This is a genomic window from Streptomyces sp. NPDC006512 (genome assembly GCF_040611935.1).
Taxonomy (GTDB): domain Bacteria; phylum Actinomycetota; class Actinomycetes; order Streptomycetales; family Streptomycetaceae; genus Streptomyces.
Map to the genome: position 1 here is coordinate 30,156 of NZ_JBEXPG010000035.1, position 21,674 is coordinate 51,829.

Below are 21,674 nucleotides of genomic sequence, written 5' to 3' on the forward strand. Positions count from 1 at the left end.
GTGATCGCCGCAGACCTCACCGCTGCCGCAGTCCTCGCGACGATCCCGGCCGCCGCCGTCGCCGGGGTGCTCGGCATCGGCCAGCTCTACGCGGTCGCCGTCGCCCTCGGCATCGCCAAGATCGTCCACAGTTCGGCGTCCATCAGCTATCTGCCGGTCCTCGTCGAGGCTGACCTGCTGCAGTACGCGAACTCGCGGCTGGGCGCGGCCTCGTCGGTGGCCGACAGCGCCGGCAACACCGTGGGCGCCGCACTGGTCGGCGCCGTCGGCGCCGCCCGCTCGGTCCTCGCCGACGTCTTGTCCTACCTCGTCTCCGCATTCCTCGTCTGGCGCATCCGCACCCCCGAGCCGGCCGCCGTACCGCGCGAGGGCCGCGGCAGCCTCGCGCGGGACATCAGTGAGGGCCTGCGCTATGTGGCCCGGCAGCCCACCGTCCGTACGGTGATCGCCGCCCTGTCCACGCTCAGTTTCGGCCTCGCGGTCATGAACACGTACTGGGCGTACTACCTGCTGACCGGACTGCGCATGTCCCCGACCGCGTTCGGCGTGATGATGGGGGTGGGCGGGGCCGGCAGTCTGGCCGGGGCGCTCCTCGCCCCGCGCATCGCCTCCCGTATCGGCATCGGACCGACGATCATCATCGGCTTCGCTGTCAGCCCGCTGGCCCAAATGCCCCTCCTGCTCGCCGGACCCGGCCTCACCTGGCAGATCGCCCTCGCAGCGGCGCTGGCCGCCCAGTTGTTCTGGGCAACGGCCTCGGGGACGAGCCAGAGATCCCTGCGGCAGACCTTGTGCGAGCCACGCTTCCAGGGCCGCATGCAGGCCGCGAGCACCACGCTCACCGCCGGAGCCCGACCCGTCGCCGCCGCGGTCGCCGGCGCTCTGGTCCTCCTGCTGGGCGTACGCGGCACCCTCGCCGTCGGCGCGGTCCTCCAGACCGTACCCGTCGTCCTCCTACTCCTCTCCCCCGTTCGCACGCTGCGGGAGATGCCTTCCCCGCTCGCGCGGACCGCCGTTCCGCCCTCTCGTGAAGGAGCATCGTGACTACGACGATCGTGAACGCCGGCTACTGGGAGGCCCTGTGGTCCGGGGGCCGGCGTTACCGGCACCTGGACGGTACCGAAGCGCGCCTGATGGACGAGCGCCTCGGCGCCGGCCGCGGGCGCCCGGCCCTCGACATCGGCTGCGGCGACGGCTCCCTGGCCCGCCACCTCCACCACGAGCTCGGATACCGCGCCACCGGCATCGACATCTCCCCCACCGCCGTAGACCTTGCCGCCTCCCATGACACACGGCCCGGCTCGGGGCCGGCCTGGCAGTGCACCGACGTCATCACCGGTGACCTCACGGCCCTACCGGACCCCGCGTACGCGGTCATCACCTGCCGTCTGGTCTACCGGTGGATGGACGACAAAGGGGCCTTCCTCAGCCGCGTCCGCCACCTCCTCGCACCCGGAGGGATCTTCTGGGTGGTCACCGAAATCGCAGGCCTCCGCGAGGACACCGACCCCCTCCACAGCCTCGGTATCAGCCCCGCCGAGACCGAACTCCTCACCTCCGGCTGGTCCAGCGTCCAGACCGCCGACCTCGACGTGCTCCGCTGCTTCGCCCTATGCCCCTGAGCCCCGCAGTCCCTGAGCCCCTGAGCCCCTGCCCCGCTTCCTGAAGGAGGACTTGTCGACCATGGAGAAGGACACCGTCGCGCTCTGGAACACCTACGGGACACACCAACTGGCCCGTGGGATCGAGGTGCCCGAACTGGAGCAATGGCACTGGGGAATCGAGGGCGCCGGACCCGGCGTCGAGGTCCTCGGCGAGGTAGCGGGACTGCGGGTCCTCGACCTCGGCAGCGGTCTCGGACGGCATGCCGCCCGCCTGGCCGCCGTGGGCGCCGACGTCACCGCCGTGGACGCCTCCCCCGCACAGCACGAGCGTGCTCTGGCCCGGTACCCGCAGACTCCTGGCCTGCGCCTGGTGTGCGCGGACGCCGTGGACCACCTGCGGGACGCTCATCCGTACGACCTGATCTACTCCGTCTGCTCGGTCCCGTACCTGGACCCGGCCCGGCTCCTGCCCGCCCTCACGAACGCTCTTCGGCCCGACGGGCGCCTGCTCTTCTCCGCGCTGCACACGAACTCCGCCGGCGTCGGCCCCGCTACCCAGGTGGCTGCGCGGCCCGAGATCCTGCGGCTGCCCGGCACCACCGAAGACCATCCCGTGAACATGTGGACGCTGACTCCGCAGCTGTGGGAGGACCTCCTCGGCGAGCGCGGCCTCGTCGTGGAGTCGGTCACCGCGATCGACTCCCCTCAGCCGGACAGCACGGTCTCCTACCGGCTGTACTCGGCACGCCGCCCCAACCGGGTACCGAGCCGCCCCCGCAGCAGCGCTCCACCCGCACCGACGGCCGCGCTCGGCGTCGGCGTGATCGTCCACGGCCCGCAGGGCGTCCTGCTCGGGCTGCACCGCCGCGGAGCCTGGGAGCTCGCCGGTGGAACCGTGGAGCCAGGCGAAAGCCTGGCCGAGGCCGCTGTCCGTGAACTCCACGAGGAGGCCGGGATCGTGGCCGAACCCGATGCCGTGCAGGTGCTGGGCACACTCCTGGACCGGGTGGGCGACGTCGTCCGGATCACGGTCCCCGTCCTCGTCACCCGCTGGACCGGCACCCCCCACCAGCGTGAGGAAGCCCTGGGGTCCTGGAGGTTCTGGCCCGCCGACGCACTGCCCCAGCCGCTCTTCGTACCGAGCGCCCAGTGCCTGACGGCCTGGGACCCCGCCCTCCCCCTCGACCACCCGCCCGCCCACTTCCAGCCCTACCAACGGCCCGTCCAGCCTTAGCCCCACCGCGCCACGCGGGCCCGCGTGAGCCTTGGGCCTCCGGTACCCGCAAGACCGCCCTCACCACCTTGGGAGTGCCATGCCCTCGTACACGTTCCACGCCATTTCGCCGCGCATCCAGCGTGCTTCGCCGGGCAGGCGGGTCGCCCGCCGAGCAGCCTTGGCCGTCCAGCCGGTGGAGCAGTCTCAGACGAAGGAGTCGGCATGATCGACGGCTGGACCACCGTCTCGTCGACCGTCCAGTACACGGGAGTCCGGGTGGTGGTGCGCCGGGACTCCGTACGGCGCACCGACCAGAGCATGGGGACGTACGAGTACACCGAGTCCGCCGACGGGGTTCGCGTCGTGGCCCTTGACGACGGCGGCCGGATCGCCCTGGTCGAGGAGAACGTCTACGTCTGCGGACAACGGCTCCTGATGTGCCCCGGCGGGGGATGCCAGCCCGGCGAAGATCCCCTGTCGGCCGCACGGCGGGAGCTCGCTGAGGAGGCCGGGATCCGCACCTCCGAGTTCGAGCTGCTGACGATGATGTGGCGGCTGCCTGCCGGCGCGCGTACCCGCGAGCACCTGTACCTCGCCCGGGGCCTGAGCATTGGGGAGCACCACCGGGATCCGAGCGAGGCCGACATGGAGCTGCGCTGGGTCGCCTTGGACGAAGCGGTGGCGATGTGCGGAGACGGCCGGATCACCGAGGCCGGCACCCTCGCGGCGATCTTGCTGACCGCGCAGCGCACCACCGCCGGGTCCGCTGCCCCGCCCGCCGCAGCCACCGTGAAGGGCTCGGCACCTAACCCGTAGCCGCCAGCCACCCCGTCCCCGCACACCGACCCCTCTGTCTGGAGACACCCGTGACACAACCGAAGCCCTCCCTCCTCGCAGTCTTCGCACACCCCGACGACGAAGCGCTCCTCGCCGGCGGCGTCCTCGCACAGCACGCCGCCGCGGGCGCGGCGACCGCCGTGGTCACCGCCACCTGGGCTACCGACACGCACCGGGCCGCCGAACTCGCCGATGCCCTCGCGATCCTGGGGGCCGGGAAACCCCGGATGCTCGGCTACGCCGACGCCCGCGTTCCCGAGTCCGCGCCGGGCCGGCCCCGCCTGTGTGTAGCACCCCTCGGTGAGGTGGTCGGGCGGATCGTCGGCCACATCCGTGAGCTGCGGCCGGACATCGTGATCACCCACGACCAGTACGGCCAGCTGACCGGCCACCCCGACCACCTGCACACCCACCGCGTCACCCAGCTCGCCGTTCACGCCGCCGGTCTCCCCCACCTCTACCCCGAGGCAGGCGAACCCTGGACGCCAGGCGCCCTGTACCTGGCGACACACCCGCAGTCGGGCGTCGGCGACCTCGGCCCGCTTCTCTCGCGCGTCGGCAAGACGGTCCGGAGCGCCCCCAACGACCAGATCACCGCGAGCGTCGACGTGGGGCCCGTGGCGGCGACGAAGTGGGAGGCCATCCTCGCGCACCGGAGCCAAGTCGAAGGCCAGCGTGCCCTGCCCGCTCTTCTTTCCGGCGCCCCGGACGACGTCCGGCACCGGATCCTGGCCACCGAGTGGTACACCCGCCTGGACACCAGCCCTCTGGCCGGCCCCGTGCAGGGCTCCCTCACGCAGCAACCGCCGTACCCGGCCGTGTGGGACACGATCGGCATGCTCGGCCAACTGTTCACCGGCCTGGACACCGAGGGCGGGATGACCCCGGAGCAGCAGTGGACGCTACAGGTCCTCAAGCTCACCGAAGAGGTCGGCGAATCCGCGCAGGCGGTGGTCGGCGCCTGGGGGACGAACCCGCGAAAGACGCAGGGTTCCTGGCTGCATGTCCAGGAGGAAGTCGCGGACACCGCGATCACCAGCATGGTCACGCTGTACCGAATGCTCGGCGCCCAGGCACCCGGGTTCCTCGCCGAGGTACTCGCCCGGAAGTCCGCAAGGTTCACGGAGCCGCGATGCGGAGATTCATGAGTTCAGAGCGGCTGCGGGGTGGATCGCAATTCTGGACGCAGATCCACCGCAGCTCCGCTCGCGCCGCAGTTTTGGCCACTCCGCCATCGTCTTTGCCCTCGCCGTCCTGCTCTCCCTCGGCACCAAGGCTCTCGCCGGCCCATGCCACCGCGTAGCTCTGCCGGAAGTACTCGACCGCGCGCTCCAGATCGCGTTCGGATTGAAGCGTGAGTTCCAGGCCGCCGGTGCCGTGGTGGCCGAGCCCCGTCGCATCGCGGGCTAAGCCGGGCGCGAGGTCGACCGTCGCCGCGTCACCGGGTCAGCCTTCAGGCAGGCCACCAGCTTGGCCTTCTTCGGCAGGACCAGGCACGTAGTTCTGCCTGCGCCGGTAGGCGCAGCGCCGATGGGCGGGGATCAGTATGAAAGGCGGCGGGTGCGGACCGATACGTCGCCCCCGTGTGCACCAAGAGGCCGTCGACACCCGCGGCGCTCTCAGAGAGCGCCGCAGAGCCTGTCGGCGGAGCTCGTCACTCCGGGAAAACTGCTCCGCAATTGACAGTTGGGGCATGAGGTCAGCCGACCCAGGTGGATGATGGGCCGACATGGCCGAAGCCTCTGCCCAGATGCGTTCGTGTCCGCAGCCTGTGGGGTGGGGCGGACGGGGGCTGCGGGCTGCTGTCTTCACGCTGCTCAGCTCCGTTTTGGCGGTCGTCGGCCATCACCTGGCCTCGGAGGATCCGGTGTCCTGGCAGCAGCCGGCCGTTGGTACGGCGGTCGTTTTCGCTCTCTCGTGGCTCGCGGCCCGCCCGGGCCGGCCCGGGTGGCACGTGGTCATGGCGACCGGGATGGCGCAACTGCTGCTGCACCGCGCCCTGTCGGTGCAGGCGGCAGATGCGGGACACACGGAGGCGCACGGCAGTGTGCTGGAGATCGGACGCCGGGCACACCACAGCACGTGGACGATGACAGCAGCTCATTGCGTGGCCGCCTGCGTCATGGCTCTGCTCATGCACCGGGCGGACCGGACTCTGAGCCGCCTGCCGGAAACCGTGGGCAGATGGGTCCAGGCGGCTGTTGCGGCGGCCATCGCGACGTTCGGTCTCCGCAGTCGGCCAGGGGCACGGCCGCGCTTGCGGACCGTACCCGTTGCGCTCAGCGGCGTGGCCGTGCGGCCCATGGCGGCAACGATGCTTTGTCACGCGGTGGTGCGTCGAGGGCCTCCTGCCGGATGTGCAGGAGACGTTCCCCTGACCCTGGCGGGCTCTTCAGCTGCAGGTTGAGACCCGTCCCGCGTACCGAGAGGGCTCCTCCATCATGAACGGATCACACACTCGCCTCCAGCTCCGCAGGCTGGGCATCGCGACCGCCGGCGCCCTGGTGGTTGTCGGCGCGGCCGCCGGTCCTGCCGCCGCGCACGCAGAGGTCACCGCCTCCGACCCGCGCGCGCTCGCCGAGAACGTCACGCTGTCCTTCACCTCCGAGGCCGAGTCGGAGACCGCGGGGATTTCGGACTTGCGGGTGGTCCTGCCGAAAGGTATCGCTCCGGACGCCGTGGCGGTGAAGGACGCTCCCAAGGAGTGGAAGCTGACCGCCACCCCGGACGGGTACACGATCGGCGGCCCGGCCCTGGCCGTCGGCACGGACGCCGAGTACAGCGTCACCGTGCGCCAGCTGCCGGACGAGAAGTCCCTGGCCTTCAAGACGCTGGAGACCTACAGCGACGGTAAGGTCTCCCGCTGGATCGAGGTGCCCACCAACGGCGAGAAGGTCGACAACCCTGCCCCCGTGCTCGCGTTGAAGGCCGCAGCCCCAGGGGCCAAACCGATCGTTCCCAGCCCGTCACCGTCACCGTCACCAGCGACAGGTTCTTCCGCCCCCTCCGTTCAGCCCTCGGTGGAGGCTCCCACGGCTCCTGTCGCGGCAGCGAGCACGCAGGCGACCAGCGACAAGGGTTCGGGCGGCAGCGCAGGGACCGTGATCGGCGTGCTCGCCGCCGTACTGCTGCTTGCTGCCGCCGGCACCTTCTGGTGGGTACGCCGCAACCGTAGCCAGGCCTGACGCGACCGGGCGGGGTCGGGACAGGGCGGATGCCGTGTCCCGACCCCGTCCGCGAGTCCACTCGAGGCCCTGATTCCTGTGTGGTGCGGGTGTCCTTCGTGCGGCGCGGCGTACCGGCGCACCGCCAGGGGCGGCATGGGACATGGGTCAGGCCGTGCGTGAGTGGAAGTGAGCACGGAGACGTTCTGGGCCACGGCGGCAGGTGCCGCCTTGGCGGGGAGGCCGAGCGGCGGGTGGGGAGGGACCGCTCGCCCGCCCCAGTCGACAGTTCAGGATTCCCTGAATTCACGAAGCGATGTATTGTCGAGGTGTGCTGAACATCGCCGAAGACATCGAGGTCTTGGCGCGCTTCGGGCGCGCGCTGGCCGATCCCATCCGCTGCCGTCTGCTCCTCGAGATCCGCGAGGCCCCGGCGCATCCTTCCGACCTCGCCGACAAGCTGGGCATCTCCCGCACCCGGCTGTCCAACCACCTCGCCTGCCTGCGCGACTGCGGCCTCGTCGTCGCCGTCCCCGAAGGCCGCCGCACCCGTTACGAGTTGGCCGACTCCCGCCTCGGCCATGCCCTGGACGACCTGCGCTCCGCGGTGGTCACGGTGGCCGCCGACCGGACCTGTGTCGAGGCGGACGAGAAGGGCTGCTGCTGATGGCGACCTTATCGCTGGGCCCCTCACCGGCCCGGCGCGATGCGCTGGCCCGCCGCATACGTCTGCTCGTGGCCGTCACGATCACGTACAACGTCATCGAGGCGGTCGTCGCCCTCACCGCGGGCACCATGGCCTCCTCCACCGCGTTGGTCGGCTTCGGTCTCGACTCGATCATCGAGGTCTCCTCCGCCGCGGCGGTCGCCTGGCAGTTCTCCCCCAAGGACCACGCGGTCCGGGAGGCCCGTGAGCACCGGGCGCTGAGGATCATCGCCGTCTCCTTCTTCGCGCTCGCCGCCTACGTCGCTGTCGACGCCGTGCGGGCTCTGAGCGGCGCGGGCGAGGCGTCTTCCTCCCTGCCGGGCATCGTGCTGGCCGCCCTGTCGCTCGCGGTGATGCCGTTCCTGTCCGCCGCCCAGCGCAGGGCGGGGCGCGAGCTGGGCTCCGCGTCGGCCGTGGCCGACTCCAAGCAGACCCTGCTCTGCACCTACCTTTCCGCTGTCGTCCTCGCCGGCCTCGTCCTCAACGCCACTCTCGGCTGGACCTGGGCGGACCCGATCGCCGCCCTCGTCATCGCCGGCATCGCCGTCAAGGAAGGCCGCGACGCGTGGCAGGGCAAGAGCTGCTGCGCACCCACCCCGCCGGGCGCACTGTCCGCGCCCTCCGCTGCGGAGGGCGGAGGCTGCGCTGCCGGGCCGGCCAGCACGTGCTGCACCACCGATACGAAGGTGAAGACGGAGGAGGAGCGGTGAACAACTGGGCATGGACCGCACTGGCGTTGTTCGCCCTCTGGGCGGTAACCGCGTTCGGCATTCGCGCCGCCGTGCAACGGCGCCGCACCGGTGACGCCGGCTTCCGGGGCATCTCGGGCCGGCCCGGATCCGCCTCGTGGTGGGCCGGCGTCCTCTTCGTCCTCGCGCTCCTGGGCGGTGCGGCGGCTCCCGCAGCCGCACTGGCCGGAATGCCCGCGCTGCCCGGCGCGGGCGACAGTACGGCCCTTCGTTGGACGGGGCTCGCCGTGGCCCTGGCGGGAATGGCCGCCACGCTGGTGGCGCAGAGTGGGATGGGCACCTCCTGGCGGGTCGGCGTGGACGCCACCGAGCGCACGGAACTCGTGACCTCCGGACTCTTCGCGTACGTACGCAACCCGGTCTTCACCGCCATGACCGTGACCGCCGCGGGGCTGGCGCTGATGGTGCCGAATGCCCTGGCCGTCCTCGCGTGGCTCGTGCTCGTCCTCGCCATCGAGCTCCAGGTCCGTGTGGTGGAGGAGCCGTACCTGGCCGGGGTCCACGGCCGTGCCTACGTCAACTACACCGCGCGGGCGGGACGGTTCGTACCCGGCGTCGGCCGCCGGTACGCCGGCGCCGCCGGGGCCTGATCGGGTCCCGGCTCAGGAAGGCGTGAGGAATCTGAGGATGGCGGCCGTGGTCTCAGCAGGGTGCGTGAGCAGCCCACCCTGCGTTCCGGGCACCGTCACGAAGGCGCCCTGTGGCAATGTCCCGGCGGCGACCTTGGCAGCGCGTGGCGGAAAGTACAGGTCGGCCTCGAAGGCCAGCACCAGTACGGGCACGAGCACGTCGGCCAGGGCAGCGTCACGGGCCCCGCGCCGGCCATCAGCACCATCGAAGGCACGAGGTCGGGGCGCGTACGGACCAGCAGTTCGGCCGTGAAACTCCCCAGTGAATACCCGATCACCACAGCATTCCGGGTGCCGAGTGCGTCCAGCAAGCCTGCGAGGTCACCGGCCATGTCGGCCATCTGGTACGGAGCGGGCGGGGCATCGAAGTCGGAAGGCCCTTGCCGGAACATGCCCGTGGCGTCCGCGGCTTCGGGCCCCACCAATGCCAGGCTGACCACGGGCTCAGCCGGCGCCACAGACCAGGAGGAACAGCATCATGGGACACGGCCACAGCCACGGCTCCTCGCCCGGGGACGACGGCGGTGACGGGCACTCTCACGGCCCGCGGATCGGCAGCGCCGGCGAGCGCCACCAGAAGCCGTTGGCCATCGCCTTCTCCATCACCGCGGCGTACGCCTTGGTGGAGGTCGTGGCCGGCGTCATCACCGGCTCCCTGGCCCTGATCAGCGACGCCGCCCACATGGGCACCGACGTCCTGGGCCTCGGTCTGGCCCTCGCCGCGATCCGTCTCGCGAAGCGCCCGGCATCGGGCCAGCGCACGTACGGCACCTACAGACTCGAAGTCCTGGCCGCCATCATCAACGGCCTGCTGCTGTTCGGCGTGGCCTTCTACGTCCTCTACGAAGCCGTGCAACGCTTCCGTGACCCGTCCGAGGTCCCCGGCCTCCCCGTGCTGGTCGTCGCCGTCATCGGCCTCGTCATCAACCTCATCTCCTTCCGCCTGCTCACCGCCGGCGCCAAGGAGAGCCTCAACGTCAAGGGCGCCTACTTCGAAGTCCTCGCCGACATGCTCGGTTCCATCGGCGTGATCATCGGAGCCCTCGTCATCTGGACCACCGGCTTCGAGTACGCCGACCCGATCATCGGCGCCGCCATCGGCCTGTTCATCCTGCCGCGTACCTGGAAGCTGATGCGCCAGGCGCTGCGGATCATCATGGAAGTGGCGCCACCCGGCGTCGACGTCGAGGCGGCGGAACGCGACCTCGCCGCCATCCCGGGCGTCCAGCAGGTGCACGACCTGCACATCTGGACCATCACCAGCGGCATGGAAGCCGCATCGGCACACGTGATGATCAAGGATGGCGCCGACTGGCACGCCGTCCTCGACCAGAGCCGCGAGACCCTCGCCGAGCGGTACGGCGTCACGCACCCCACGATCCAGGTCGAGCCCGCCGACCACACGGAGGAGCCGGTCAGATTCTGACCGAGCCGTCGGGCAGCAAGCCGGTCAGGACCTGCCGTGCTGGCGCCCTTGGCCAGCACGGCAGGTCCTTCACGAACGAGCCGATCGGCGTCCCGCTGGTGTAGAGGACGTGCGCCTTGTCGTCGGTCGGCAGGAAGCCGAGGACCTGCGTGCCGTGGGACGAGGTGACCGTGCCGACGTGGTGGACGTTGCCACGTCGGCGGCCGGGGCTGACGTCATACCGCAGTCCCGCTCGCCTCCCATCGCACCACCGTCCTCGACGCCGACTGTGGTGGTCGGTGTCGAAACTGATGGCGCTGCGGCGGCCGTTGCGGGAGCAGGCCGGTGGCACACCATGACGGCGAGCAGGAGTGCGGCAACGCAGCACAACCAGCTCAGCAGCGCACGCCACCGCGACGCTCGGATGGGCGGCGGGAGCGTCGATGTGATCGTCATGGCGTGCAGCAGATCCTGGTGAGAGCGAGGCAACAGCGGTGGGTTCAGAGGGTCCTGGCTGCTTCCAGGGCGTCGGCCAGTGCCTGCGGGGTGCGGGTCGACAGGTAGACGTACGGTGTCGGGTCGCCCGGGTCGGTGTTCTCGATGCGGACCGCCCTGGTGATGTAGCTGCGCATCATCATGTGGGCCTGCATGTCCGCCTTGTACGTCCGCCAGGCCCGCGCCTCTTCGGCCTCCAGGACGTGAACCTCGCCCAGCGCACTGAGCGGAATCCGTGCGTCGTCGGCGACCAGCAGCCCGCTCGTGACACGGATGCGGGCCGAGCCCTGTGCGCTGACCCACATGCAGGCGATGAGGGTGCCGACGGCGAATCCGCCCAGGGCGGCGAGGCCTCCGTAGGGCATGACGATGAGTGCCATGGCGAAGCCGACGGCGACGGCGATCAGCCACCAGGTTCGTGGTGCGGTAAGCCGTTCGTCGTAGGAGAGCGGTGCGGGTGAGGTCATGGGGGCAGGTCCTCGCTCGTGCGGGGTGGTGTCGGTGGCGGGGTGGTGCTTCACAGGGGCAGGAAGGCGCCGCCGTCGGGCCGGAAGCGAAGCGTGGCCCTGGTCCCCGGCTCGTGGTACCAGGCGTGCAGGCGGAGGGTGCCGTCCGCGACGCGGGGCGCGATGCAGGCGTAGTCGCTCAGCACGTCCAGCTGCCGCAGCGCATGGCTGTGGCCTGGCGGCAGTGAAGTCGCCGGCAGCTCGGGCGCCAGCCGGGCGTCGGAGCAGGCAACGACCATCACCCGGGGGTGCCGGCCGTCCGACAGGTCGGTGAGTTCGATCCCCGGTGCCGAAACGCGGTCCGGGTAGCCGCGGGCCTCACTGGTCCTGCGGGCCAGTTCCAGCCCCTCCTTGGCCCCTGTCATTTGGCCAGCCGTTCGTCGATCAGAGCCTTGAACGCCTCGTACGTGCGGGGTGTCTGGATGCGCTCGCCGTCGAGGAAGAAGGTGGGAGTGCCCTGCACGTTCAGGCCCATGCCGTCCCGCTGGTCGGCCTTGACCCGTTCCTCGGTCGCCGGGTCCTTCACTGCCGCGTCGTACTTGTCCATGTCGAGGCCGAGTTGCTCGGCATAGGTACGGAAGAGGTCCGCCTGGGAGTTCTGGAGCTCTCCCCATTCCTTCTGGGTGGCGAACATCTTCTTGTACATGTCCTCGAACTTGCCCTGCCGGGCTGCGGCCTCGACGGCGACGGCCGCGGTCCGGCTGTTGCGGTGGCCGGGCATCGGGAAGTAGCGGGCCACGAAGGTGACCCGGTCGCCGTACTCCTCGCGGAGCCGCTCGACCGTCGGGTGGACGGCTCCGCAGGCCTCGCACTCGAAGTCGAGGAACTCGACGAGGGTCATCTCGCTGCGCTGCGGATCGGTCAACCGGTGGCTGTCCTCGCGTACGGCCCGCGCCTCGCCCGCGGCGGGCAGGGGCGGAGCCGCTGTGGCCGAGTCGTCCGGCTTCACCAGCAGAAACGTCCCGAAGGCGGCGGCGAGCACGGCGACAATGGCAGCGAGGGCCAGCAGGTTCTTCTTGAATTTCGTCATGATTTCCTCTACGTGGTCCGGTCTTCGGCTGTGTCGGCCCGGCGGGCGGGCTGGGCTGTCGGCCGCTGCGGGCGGCGGTCGCGGGCGTGGAGACTCGCCAGGTACGCGTTGTAGGCGGCCAGCGGGTCGCCGGAGTCGCCGCGGTCGATCTGCCGGTCGTCCCGGCGGGCTTCACGGCGGTCGGAGCGGACCCACTGCACGGCCAGGGTGATCGTGGTGATCAGGACGGGGATGTCGCCGGTGGCCCAGGCGATCGCACCGCCGTTGTATTGGTCCTGCGCCAGGTCCGGCCCCCAGGTGCGGCCCACCGCCTCCCACCGGCCGACGCCGATGATGCCGGTGGAGCTCATCACGGACAAGCCGCGGCACCGGCCTCGGCAGACGCCTTCGGCGAAGACGGCGTGCGACTCGACGGCGCCGCCGGGGCCGCCGGGGCCGCCGGGGCCGCCGGGGCCGCCGCCCGGACGGTGAAGCTGTAGGAGCCGGACACGGGATGGCCGTCGGCCGAGACCACCCGGTAGCCGACGGTGTACCTGCCCGACGGCAGGGCCGGCTTCACGGCGAGGGAGGTGCTCTTGCCCTCGACCCATGGCTCCCCGGCGCCCGCCGGGGTTCCGTCCGGTGCGGTCAGGGCGACCTTGGCGTACTCCTGCGACATGTCGTCGCTGAAGGTCAGCCCGATGCTTGCGGGCAGGGCGTCCAGGGTCGTGCCGTCGGCCGGCGTGCTGGAGGTCAGGTCGGTGTGTGCCGACGCGGTCGGAGCGGCAGCCCACAGGAGGGCTGCGCTGAGGGGTACGACGAGGGTGCGGGCCGCCGCACGGGCGGCACGCCGGGAATAGGAGTGCATGAAGAGGGAGAGGTCTCTCTGTGCTCCCCGGACCAGCCGGAGCAGGACACGCCGCCGCCCGCGGACGGCCTCTCCCCTCGGCCGCTAGGCCAGGCAGAAACCTCCGCCGGACGACAGCCCGGTCGTCGGGAGAGGGGCACGCCACAGGACGGCGTGCCCAGACCTCGGCGGTGCGCGTCCGGCGTGCAGCCGGACCACGATCGCGGACGGCGGCATCGCGCCCGGCTCCAGATCCCGCAAGGCCGCCTTCGGCCCGTTGCTTGCGGGCAGGGGCGGCCAGACGAACATCAGCAGGGCGCGCAGCGCCTCAAGGACCGGTCCGCCGCGCCACAGCAGCCGTTCGGTGAGCCCGAACAGGTGCGCGGCGAGTACCAGCATGACCAGGTGCCCGGCGAAGAAGACCTCCGGCGGGACACCCGCCGCGGAGGCGTGTTCGACCAGGGCCATGGGTTCCCGCGAACCGCCTACGGCCGCGCAGGCTCCCGGCAGCGAGTACGCCGCGTGGTAGGCCAACTGGGCACCGGCCAACGCTGCCATGAGCTGGGTGTCGGAGAGTTTGCGCCGGGTCAGCAGCACCGCGCTGGGTACGGCGATCGCGGCCATGCCCAGCAGCAGCGCCCACCGGGGCATGTGCCCCTGCGCGAGCAGGTGGCCCGCCAACGGCAGCAATACGCACAACGCCGCCAGGGCGCCGGCCCGCAGACCGCGCACCACTCCGCGGGCCGGCGAAGGCGGCCGCGGTACGAGGGTGGCGGACATGGGCTGCTGCACTTTCGGGAGACGTTCCAGGGCGGGCCCGTGACTCGCAAGGAGCCTGAGGACCTCCCGCAGGGTATCCCGGTGCCCTGCTGTCGTCGCAGCCGGATCCGATTCCGCCCTGCGAGCCCGGGACACGACGGTCCCGGACACGAAGGAGGGGTCCACCGGCTTCAGCTGGTGGACCCCTCCTTCTGCTTCGCTCAGGCCGCAGACGCGGCCGCTCGCTCCGCCGCCGGACTGTCGTCCGACGCGGCGTCCCGGGACCCCAGGACCCGCGCTGCCAGCGCCCCGAAGATCAGGCCGAAGGCCACCCACAGCACTGCCTGGACGGTCAGGGAGGCCATCCGGAACTCCCACAGCAGTGCGGCCGGGAAGCTCTCCCGGACCGCGTCGCCATTGGTTGGGAGGAAGACGAACGCGAGCGTGACGGCTGCGGCGAAGCCGAGGCCGGCCACGACCGTGGCGTTCCAGTTGCCCAGGCGCGGCGCCAGGCGCCGGCCCGCGATCACCGCGCCCAGTCCGAGCAGGACGCTCAGCAGGATCATCAGGAAGAACAAGGTGGTGCGCTTGCCGATGGTGTCGGGATTGCCGACGGCCGGCGGGGTCGCCGGGTACTTGAGGAACGGCACCAGGTAGACGGTGGTGAAGACCCCGGCCGCGGTGAGGGCGGCGGTCGCCCGGGGGCTGAACCTCCCGATCCGGTTGAGGGCGAAGCTGAAGGCCAGCGAGGCGATGCCGCCGAGCGCGACACCGTAGACGAGCGTCCCGGTGGCCAGGCCGAACGTCGACTGGACCGGTCGGCTCACCAGCTCTTCTTCCTCTTCCGCCGGAGCAGGAGCCGCGGCGGCGTCGCCACCGCCGTGCTGACCATGCCCGGCGGCAGGCGCGGCCTCCGCCTCCTCCAACGCGATGGAGGAACGGACCGACGGCTCGCCCAGGACGTAGGCGACGGCGAACGCCATCAATCCGGCCAGGAGGCCCGCGATCATTCCGCGGACGAGAAGCTTTCTTACGGTTGCTGCATGCATGAGATCGGTTCCCTACGAGGTCAGTGGCAGGGGAAACCGAGCAGGTGACGACCGTCGTGCACCCATTCGTGCACCCCCTCGCCGGCGAAGACGGCGGTGGCACCCTGCTCGGCGCCGACGAAGTAGAGGGCGACGATCATCAGCAGACCGACGAACACGGCCCAGGGCAGCACGGCGCGGACCGGCAGCGGGGCGTCGGAACCCAGGGCGGGGGCAACAGGAGCGGAAACGGTGGACTGAGCCATGGCGGCAAGACCTCCCTGGGAACAGCGCGTCCCAATACGGTGGAGCTCGGACGACGGCCCTCGGGTCTGACTCACCGGCATCGACCGCTCCGAAAAGGCGTCGGGTCCGGCTATACAGTGGCGCGACCGTGCCGGAATCTCACCGGACTTCCGTCGTGCCGTCGTTGTTGTCGCAGCGAAACGTACCGTGCACATGCCACCCCGCCAAGTGCTCTCACCTGCTGAGATCACCGTCACAGCGGCCTCGTGCGCCACTCCAGCACGTATCGCGCAGCGTTTGAACAGCTCATGAGGCCAGGCAGGGGGCACTCGGAGCGCTCGGGTTCGGGCCGATGGCTGCGCTCCCGGCGGATGCCTCGGCGTCGGGCTGGGCGTCCCCGGCGCAGCCGACGATCAGCAGCGCGCAGGCCGCGGCCAGCGCCAGCGGCATCGGTGCGTGACGTCGCCGCGTACCGGCGTCGCGGGTGGGTACCGCGTGGGACGGTCTGGCAGCGGTCGACGTTCCCTCCCTGGGACCTTTCAGGCAGGGGTCGTTACCTCGATACCGGCGTGATGCGGACGGACTCGCGCACGGTCACCTGGTCGATGTCAGTGGTACGCACCGTGATGTTCAGGGTCCACTCGCCGGGCATGGGCAGCCGCAGGTCATAGGTGGCCCAGTACCCTTTCTGGTCCTTGAGCTTGGCGTCGAGCGGGCCGATCCCGAGGGCTTCCTGGGTGAGGGTGAGGCGGAGTTCCGGGACTGCGGCGAGGCCGCCGTCCGCGGTGAAGACGACGGCTTCGACCGTGTTCTCGCCGACCTGCCCCGGCGCCAGCGTGATCTGCACCGTGCCGCGGTGATCGGCCTGGCCCATGTCGAAGGGGACCGTGACCACCTTCACCCGCGGTTCCTCGACGGAGGTCGCCGAGGCCCTCTCGTCGGCGGCGCGGCTGGGCTGGGTGCCGGTGAGCAGGGTGGTGATCGCCAGGACCACGACACCGAGTACGGCTTCGACGGTCACCAGGCGACGCAGGCTCCGCCGGCAGGTGTCGGCATCAGGGATGGGCGGCTCGGCTTCGTCGCTCAGCCCTTCCCCAGCCGGCCCAGCGGACAGGTTGTCGGAGCGGCTTCCCACCGGTGAGGTGGCAGCCCCGACCGTTTGGGCGACCGGCATCCGCTCTGGGGCGGGCACCGTCATCACCTCCTTCGCCGGCGACGACGCCTCGTGCGCGAGGCGGGCGGTCCAGCGGCGGGAGAAGGAGGCTACGCACAGCACCAGGACCACAGCGGCGACCTTCACTACGAGGGTCCTGCCGTACGCCGTGGTCGACAGCGCTTCCCAGGAGCCGACCTGCCGCCAGGACTGGTACACCCCGGTGCCGACCAGGACCACGACGGCGCGAAAGGCCAGCGTCGAGAAGCGGCCGATTGCGGACGCCGGGATGTCCCGGCTGCCGGGTCCTCGGCGCCGCAGGAGGAGCAGCAGGGTGAGCAGGCCGCCCAGCCAGACCCCCATGGCCAACAAGTGCAGTACGGCGACCGGCATGGCCAGTGCCACCTGGAGGCCGGCGGAGGCGTGTTCGGCCGCGGCCCATGTGACCGCCAGGGCCACGGCGAGCGACGCGCCGGCCAGGCGGACGCGGACTCCCAGGTCCCGCGACGATCCGTCATCGGCAGCTTCGCGCTGTGGGACCAGCCGCCGGAGGGACACCGCGGTGGCCGCCAGGAGCACGAGCCGTGCGATGAGGGCGACGCCGGACTTCCCGCTGGCGGTCCGGACCAGCTGATCCGGATCGAACGCCGAAGTCACCGCGCCAGCAGTCTCGTAGGGGCCGCGCAACAGGAACAGGGCCACCGTGGACGCCGTCAATGCCACCCACCCCGCTGCCAGCAGGACGCGTACCGGACGCGTGGCGCCTGCGGCAGGCCAGCACAGCAGGACGAACCCGGCAGCCCCGACGAGGAGGGCCAGGCCGCTGTAGGCGACGTAGCGGAAGACGCCGTACAGGCGGCCGACCGCTGTGTCGTCCGGTGAGTCGGTCGCCACCACGGCGGCGGTCTCGGACGGCTTGCCGATGGAGAAGACGAAGGCGCCGGAGATCGGATGCCCGTCGGCGGAGACGACGCGCCATGCCACCGTGTAGGTGCCCTGGGGCAGCTTGCCGCTCAGCTCTACCCGTGCGGTGTTCTCCTTGCCGTCCACGTGCTGCGCGGGGCGGGGATTGACCCGCTCGTTCTCCGGCGACAGCACTCTGAGTGAGTCTTCGGCGAAGCTGACCGACTCGGTGAACGTGAGCGTGACGTGCCTGGGATCCGTCTTGAGGACGCTACCGTCGCCAGGGTCTGAGCCGCTCAGGCTGGCATGTGCGGATGCCGCGCCAGCCCCGCTGAGGAGCAGTGCGAACGTGGCGGCAACCAGCGCCAGGATGGTCAATGACCTCCTTGCGGAAAATGATCCACTGGGCATGAAGGCACGGTCTCCGGCGGCAGTCGTCAACGGCGGCACCACCGCCCGGAAATCCCTTCGGCGATGGAGAGTTGTGGACGATAGTGCGGCTGAGGAAGAGACCGAGCTGTTCTAGCAACTTCGGCTAAAGACAGCGCAGAGGGTGCAACTCGGGTCACTTTCCCTGTATGGCTACGAGGTCACGGGCTGTCCCATCTGGAGACGGGTTCTTCTTCCGCGACTCAAACCGTGACTGACTGACCCCCACCCCAAGTGGGGCCAGCGCGGGAGCAGGGAACGCAGGGAACACAACACCGTTCTAGCAGAGCATCACGCGCTCCATTCGTCGTCCTCGTCGTCCTCGCCGTCCGGCTCGGACTCCCTGACGAACCAGAGGTTGAGGATGTACCTCTCCGCGTTGGGGCTCTGTCTCCACGCTGCACCGATCCGTTCCGAGCTCCACGCTTCTTGGGCCGAGCGTTGAAGGCAAGTGTTGTAGTAGGCGGCCGTGGCCCGGCGTCCGCTCCAGGCTGCGTGCCCCTCGTAGACGCCCGGTCGTGGCAGGTCCATCACCCCTGCAGGCCCGAAGGTGAGCTGGTTGACCACGAGCTGGCCGGTCTCAGACTCCAAGGACAGCGGGACCGTGCCCTCACCGTCTTCCGGGGTCTTCTGGGGGCTGTCCCAGATCCTGATGGTGACCTCTACCTCGATGTCCGGCTGGAGGCTGTGCAGGTAGAGGTGGTAGCCGTTTCCGGCGACCACCTGTGTCCTTGAACGGTCCAAGGCCTCCTCGTCTCCGGGGTAGGCGTCGCTGTCGTATACCTCGACGATCCCGCGATCCGGCCGGGCGTTGGTGCTGTATTCGGCGATGAGGGGCACGGGGACTCCGTCGCTGCTCAGGGGGTGATCTTCACGTAGAACGCGTCCCCGTCGAGGATGCGGTTCAGCGTGAACGTTTCGTTGACCCTAGGGCCGCCGGTCTCGTCGTCGGTTCCGTCGATGAGCCTTGCCGAGAAGCGGTTTCCTGGGGCCGCGGCGCCTTCCTTCTCCGCGTACTGCGCCGAGATTTCGTCCCACCTTCGGGCCAGGATGGCCGGAGCGGCACCAAGATCGGTGCGCTGCTTGTCACCAAGGGTGTGCCGGGAACGGGTCACTGCGAACGTCGCGTTCTGTCCGATCAACCTTCGCTGTCGGTTTGTTGATCGATACAGTGAGAGGTGATTGTCGCCTCGGGGAGGGGAGCTGATGGATCTCACAGACGAATATCAAGCTTTGGCGCGTGGGGCGCTGTTGGTTGCGGAGTCTGCCGAGGACGCCTACCGGCTGGGCGCCCTTGACCGTTTCCTCAAGCCATGGATCCGGGACAGACTTCACTCACTGGGCGGCCTGCTCAACAGTTGCGACACCAGACGTCAACTGGCAGAGGACACAAGAGCCTTGGCCCAGACAGCCGCAGAGTACTCGGAACTGCGGGAGCAACTCTTTTCCGACGTTCACCACACCCGCCCCGAGCCACCCTGGCGGATCGTGGGACGGAAGACGATGGCGATCCGGGCGCAGTCCAAAGTGCTGCTGCGACAGCCGACGTTCGTCCTGCGGCGCCTGGATGCCGGCTCGGACGTCCCCGGCGCGGCAACCTGGGACTTCACGGTGATCGCGAATCCGTCTGCCCCAGCAGACGAGGGCACGTCGTTCGTCGTCATGGTGTCGACCGGCGACCACACCGGCGGAGTACCCGTTCAGGTGTCCAAGGAGCTTGAGAGCGAACGAGCGTGGTACCAGCAACTGGAGTACGGCTTCTATGCCCTGGGAATCACGCCGTTTCTCACCGCGATCTACGACCCTGATCGTCACCGGAAGCAGGCGACCGACGACAGCTACGGCGACTGACTCGTCAGGCGTCGAAAATGCGCGGAGTCTGGCATGTTGTCCGGCCCAAGGCCACGGTATTCCCGTGGCCATCGGGTCGGACGTAGCGGTTCTGCACCGGGTTGTCAGGTGCCCGCGATGTGGGCTTCGAGGTCGGCAAACCGCCGGTCCTGGAAGGCAGCCGATCCCCTTGGTCCACTACGGGGGTGGGTAACCGGGGCTCGGGTCGCCTGCCGCGCCACCCTGCACCAGAAAGGCCACCGTCTCCCGGGAGGAGCGGTCGCGTCGCCCGGCGAGTGGGCGATGCCCGCGCCGAAACCAGGTCAGCGTTCTGCCCCTTCCTTAATGACCTGTTCAGGTTGACCCTCCTGAGCACCAGAACCGGCCGCCTCACTGTGCCTGACTACCCGATGTCGGGTGAGGGGACCCGTAACGGGGTGTTGGGGGCGGTCGTTCTTTTGGTGGATGACCTTGAGGACGACTTCGTCCCTTTGACAGGAGTAGCACATGGCCACCGATCTGCAGGTCCGTAAGATCAACAACTCTTTTCAGCACATCGATGTGGACAACAGCGGCTATGCCGCGCTTGAGGACATGCAGGGCCTCGGTGCCCGGCTGCTCACCGGTCTGGGCGTCTCACCGGCCTCTGAGCGGGGACGCGCGGTGCTGGACTCCTTCGACACCTTCTGGGACGGCCTGCTCGCCGTGGCCGATGAGAACAAGGACGGCCGGCTCTCCAGGGACGAGTTCGAGCGCTCCATGATCGTGAACTTCGTGGACGGCGACCGGTTCGACGCCCTCTTCGAGCCGGCTGCGCGCGCGGTGGTGACGGCCCTGGATCTGGATGGTGACGGCCAGGTCGACCAGCAGGAATTCAAGGTGTTCCAGGATGCCTTCGGCCGCACCGAGGCACACGCCGCGACCGCGTTCGCCAAGCTCGACCGCGACGGCGACGGACAGCTCACCGTCACCGAACTGCTGACTGCGACCCGGGAGTACTACACCTCCGCCGACCCCGACGCCGTGGGCAACTTCCTCTTCGGCGAGCCTTGCTGACCTACGCGAGCCCCCAGGCGGCGCTGGTCGCGCAGGTCCCCGCACTGCGCGGAAGCTGCCGCCTGCACCCGGACACCGAGCGGGCCGGCCACCTGGCGCGCGCCTGGGCACGGGAAGTGGGCCTGGCCGCCGATGACGCGGGCGAACACCGCCTGCGCGGCATCGGCGGCCACCGCCTGGCCGGCCGGATGTTCAGCGAGCTGAGCTTCGGACAGCTGGCCCTGCTCACCCGCTGGTGCACCTGGATCGGCTTGCTCGACGACCACTGGGACGAACGGATGCGCCCCGCGAGCGCCCGGGAGGTGGACGACACCTTCAACAGCTTCATCCACTGCACCGAGTACGACGGGGAGCTTGCCTCCCGCGCGCCCCTCGTGAAGGCCTTCGACGAGCTCTGGCGCGCCACGGCGCCACCGATGAGCCCAGACTGGCGCCGCCGGTTTCGCGCTGGTCTGGAGAACACCCGCAAGGCCACCCTCTGGGAACTCGAAACGCGGCAGGCCGGCCTTCCCGCCTCGCTCGCCGCGTATCCGGCCCACCGCCGGGCCACCTTCGCCACGTTCATCTACGAGGTCGGCGAGGCCATCCTGGGGACCGAGCTTCCCCATGCCCTGGCGACCGCGCAGGCCTGGACCGACGTCGCGGACGCGGCCAACGACGCCGCCGCCTGGTGCAACGACCTCGTCTCACTGGCCAGGGAACAGCGGGCCGGCAGCCTCACCAACCATGTCCTGGTCGCCGAGCACGAACTCGGGCTCTCGCGCGCCGAGGCCATCGACTGGGTCATCCACCGGACCGCCGAGCGGATGAACGACCTGCACCTAGCGGCCCGGGCCCTGTCGCCCCTGTACTCCCGGCTGGCGCTGACCCCCGCCACGGCCCGCGCCGCCAGCAAAGTCGCCTGCGCCTACCTGCTCGTGCCCCACGCCAACCTGGAATGGATGACCGAAGCCGGCCGCTACCATGCAGCCCCACACGGCACCGGGACCCCGCACTACGGGGAAGAACCACGCTCCAGCGACACATCAGGCCAGCAAGCCTGACCTCCCCTGCAGCCAGGAGGCAAACGTCCCCGGAAGCGTCACGCCTCCGGGGCGAGTTCT

At 70.2% G+C, this 21,674-nt stretch carries 24 protein-coding genes and 2 pseudogenes; 13 read left to right on the top strand and 13 right to left on the bottom strand.

The window, feature by feature from the left end:
- The 9 genes and pseudogenes from ABZZ17_RS23910 to ABZZ17_RS23950 all read left to right on the top strand — a co-directional run bounded on the left by ABZZ17_RS23910 (window position 1) and on the right by ABZZ17_RS23950 (window position 8,866).
- Window positions 1–1,044 carry an MFS transporter gene (locus tag ABZZ17_RS23910; protein ID WP_356878346.1) on the top strand — a complete coding sequence of 348 codons (1,044 nt, stop codon included), beginning with the start codon at window positions 1–3 and terminating at the stop codon, window positions 1,042–1,044.
- A complete protein-coding gene (locus ABZZ17_RS23915) occupies window positions 1,041–1,622 on the top strand; it encodes a class I SAM-dependent methyltransferase (RefSeq protein WP_356878347.1) in 582 nt (193 codons plus the stop codon). Before ABZZ17_RS23910 ends, ABZZ17_RS23915 begins: the two co-directional genes overlap by 4 nt.
- Before the next feature lie 61 nt (window positions 1,623–1,683).
- Window positions 1,684–2,838 carry a bifunctional class I SAM-dependent methyltransferase/NUDIX hydrolase gene (locus tag ABZZ17_RS23920; RefSeq protein WP_356878348.1) on the top strand — a complete coding sequence of 385 codons (1,155 nt, stop codon included), beginning with the start codon at window positions 1,684–1,686 and terminating at the stop codon, window positions 2,836–2,838.
- A gap of 204 nt (window positions 2,839–3,042) precedes the next feature.
- Window positions 3,043–3,636 carry an NUDIX hydrolase gene (locus tag ABZZ17_RS23925; protein WP_356878349.1) on the top strand — a complete coding sequence of 198 codons (594 nt, stop codon included), beginning with the start codon at window positions 3,043–3,045 and terminating at the stop codon, window positions 3,634–3,636.
- A gap of 50 nt (window positions 3,637–3,686) precedes the next feature.
- A pseudogene (locus ABZZ17_RS23930) lies at window positions 3,687–4,412 on the top strand (PIG-L family deacetylase); the annotation flags it as partial.
- A 1,686-nt stretch (window positions 4,413–6,098) separates the two neighbouring features.
- Entirely contained in the window at window positions 6,099–6,842 is a 744-nt protein-coding gene (locus tag ABZZ17_RS23935; RefSeq protein ID WP_356878350.1) for a DUF1775 domain-containing protein, read from the top strand.
- Window positions 6,843–7,152: 310 nt separating this feature from the next.
- Window positions 7,153–7,488, top strand: a complete 336-nt coding sequence (locus tag ABZZ17_RS23940; protein WP_356878351.1) for a metalloregulator ArsR/SmtB family transcription factor — start codon at window positions 7,153–7,155, stop codon at window positions 7,486–7,488.
- Complete coding sequence (locus tag ABZZ17_RS23945; RefSeq protein ID WP_356878352.1) at window positions 7,488–8,237, top strand: cation transporter; 750 nt, start codon at window positions 7,488–7,490, stop codon at window positions 8,235–8,237. The genes ABZZ17_RS23940 and ABZZ17_RS23945 overlap by 1 nt, the downstream gene beginning before the upstream one ends.
- Window positions 8,234–8,866, top strand: a complete 633-nt coding sequence (locus ABZZ17_RS23950; protein ID WP_356878353.1) for an isoprenylcysteine carboxylmethyltransferase family protein — start codon at window positions 8,234–8,236, stop codon at window positions 8,864–8,866. Before ABZZ17_RS23945 ends, ABZZ17_RS23950 begins: the two co-directional genes overlap by 4 nt.
- Window positions 8,867–8,878: 12 nt before the next feature.
- Here ABZZ17_RS23950 and ABZZ17_RS23955 read toward each other — a convergent pair whose 3' ends face one another.
- Both ABZZ17_RS23955 and ABZZ17_RS23960 read right to left on the bottom strand, forming a co-directional pair.
- Window positions 8,879–9,064, bottom strand: coding sequence for a hypothetical protein (locus tag ABZZ17_RS23955; RefSeq protein ID WP_356878411.1), 186 nt, complete (start codon window positions 9,062–9,064; stop codon window positions 8,879–8,881).
- A gap of 41 nt (window positions 9,065–9,105) precedes the next feature.
- Window positions 9,106–9,297, bottom strand: a pseudogene (locus tag ABZZ17_RS23960) (alpha/beta fold hydrolase); the annotation flags it as partial.
- An 86-nt stretch (window positions 9,298–9,383) separates the two neighbouring features.
- On the opposite strand from ABZZ17_RS23960, the gene ABZZ17_RS23965 reads away from it, so the two are divergent.
- On the top strand, window positions 9,384–10,331 hold the full coding sequence (locus ABZZ17_RS23965; protein ID WP_356878354.1) for a cation diffusion facilitator family transporter: 948 nt from the start codon (window positions 9,384–9,386) through the stop codon (window positions 10,329–10,331).
- Window positions 10,332–10,810: 479 nt separating this feature from the next.
- Here the strand turns inward: ABZZ17_RS23965 and ABZZ17_RS23970 are convergent, their stop codons facing one another.
- The 11 genes from ABZZ17_RS23970 to ABZZ17_RS24020 form a co-directional block, all read right to left on the bottom strand.
- Window positions 10,811–11,272, bottom strand: coding sequence for a DUF3093 domain-containing protein (locus ABZZ17_RS23970; protein ID WP_356878355.1), 462 nt, complete (start codon window positions 11,270–11,272; stop codon window positions 10,811–10,813).
- A 50-nt stretch (window positions 11,273–11,322) separates the two neighbouring features.
- The gene (locus ABZZ17_RS23975) at window positions 11,323–11,676 is read right to left on the bottom strand and encodes a hypothetical protein (RefSeq protein ID WP_356878356.1); all 354 of its coding nucleotides are present in this window, start codon (window positions 11,674–11,676) and stop codon (window positions 11,323–11,325) included.
- Complete coding sequence (locus tag ABZZ17_RS23980; RefSeq protein ID WP_356878357.1) at window positions 11,673–12,341, bottom strand: thioredoxin domain-containing protein; 669 nt, start codon at window positions 12,339–12,341, stop codon at window positions 11,673–11,675. Before ABZZ17_RS23980 ends, ABZZ17_RS23975 begins: the two co-directional genes overlap by 4 nt.
- 8 nt (window positions 12,342–12,349) lie before the next feature.
- Entirely contained in the window at window positions 12,350–12,691 is a 342-nt protein-coding gene (locus ABZZ17_RS23985) for a cytochrome c oxidase assembly protein (protein WP_356878358.1), read from the bottom strand.
- Window positions 12,691–13,188, bottom strand: coding sequence for a copper resistance CopC family protein (locus ABZZ17_RS23990; RefSeq protein ID WP_356878359.1), 498 nt, complete (start codon window positions 13,186–13,188; stop codon window positions 12,691–12,693). Before ABZZ17_RS23990 ends, ABZZ17_RS23985 begins: the two co-directional genes overlap by 1 nt.
- Window positions 13,189–13,272: 84 nt before the next feature.
- Complete coding sequence (locus tag ABZZ17_RS23995) at window positions 13,273–13,947, bottom strand: hypothetical protein (RefSeq protein WP_356878360.1); 675 nt, start codon at window positions 13,945–13,947, stop codon at window positions 13,273–13,275.
- Between the two features lie 200 nt (window positions 13,948–14,147).
- Window positions 14,148–14,975 (bottom strand): CbtA family protein, encoded by an 828-nt coding sequence (locus ABZZ17_RS24000; RefSeq protein ID WP_356878361.1) that lies wholly within the window; start codon window positions 14,973–14,975, stop codon window positions 14,148–14,150.
- A 20-nt stretch (window positions 14,976–14,995) separates the two neighbouring features.
- Complete coding sequence (locus tag ABZZ17_RS24005) at window positions 14,996–15,220, bottom strand: CbtB-domain containing protein (RefSeq protein ID WP_341622146.1); 225 nt, start codon at window positions 15,218–15,220, stop codon at window positions 14,996–14,998.
- A 533-nt stretch (window positions 15,221–15,753) separates the two neighbouring features.
- Window positions 15,754–17,667, bottom strand: a complete 1,914-nt coding sequence (locus ABZZ17_RS24010; RefSeq protein ID WP_356878407.1) for a copper resistance protein CopC — start codon at window positions 17,665–17,667, stop codon at window positions 15,754–15,756.
- 309 nt (window positions 17,668–17,976) lie between these two features.
- On the bottom strand, window positions 17,977–18,525 hold the full coding sequence (locus ABZZ17_RS24015; protein WP_356878362.1) for a hypothetical protein: 549 nt from the start codon (window positions 18,523–18,525) through the stop codon (window positions 17,977–17,979).
- Between the two features lie 17 nt (window positions 18,526–18,542).
- Window positions 18,543–18,827, bottom strand: coding sequence for a hypothetical protein (locus ABZZ17_RS24020; protein ID WP_356878363.1), 285 nt, complete (start codon window positions 18,825–18,827; stop codon window positions 18,543–18,545).
- Between the two features lie 64 nt (window positions 18,828–18,891).
- Here ABZZ17_RS24020 and ABZZ17_RS24025 point away from each other — a divergent pair, with 64 nt between their 5' ends.
- The 3 genes from ABZZ17_RS24025 (at window position 18,892) to ABZZ17_RS24035 (ending at window position 21,614) form a co-directional block, all read left to right on the top strand.
- Window positions 18,892–19,536, top strand: a complete 645-nt coding sequence (locus tag ABZZ17_RS24025) for a hypothetical protein (protein ID WP_356878364.1) — start codon at window positions 18,892–18,894, stop codon at window positions 19,534–19,536.
- Between the two features lie 486 nt (window positions 19,537–20,022).
- Window positions 20,023–20,571 (top strand): EF-hand domain-containing protein, encoded by a 549-nt coding sequence (locus ABZZ17_RS24030; RefSeq protein WP_356878365.1) that lies wholly within the window; start codon window positions 20,023–20,025, stop codon window positions 20,569–20,571.
- Window positions 20,565–21,614, top strand: a complete 1,050-nt coding sequence (locus tag ABZZ17_RS24035; protein WP_356878366.1) for a hypothetical protein — start codon at window positions 20,565–20,567, stop codon at window positions 21,612–21,614. Before ABZZ17_RS24030 ends, ABZZ17_RS24035 begins: the two co-directional genes overlap by 7 nt.
- The last annotated feature ends 60 nt before the right edge of the window (window positions 21,615–21,674 follow it).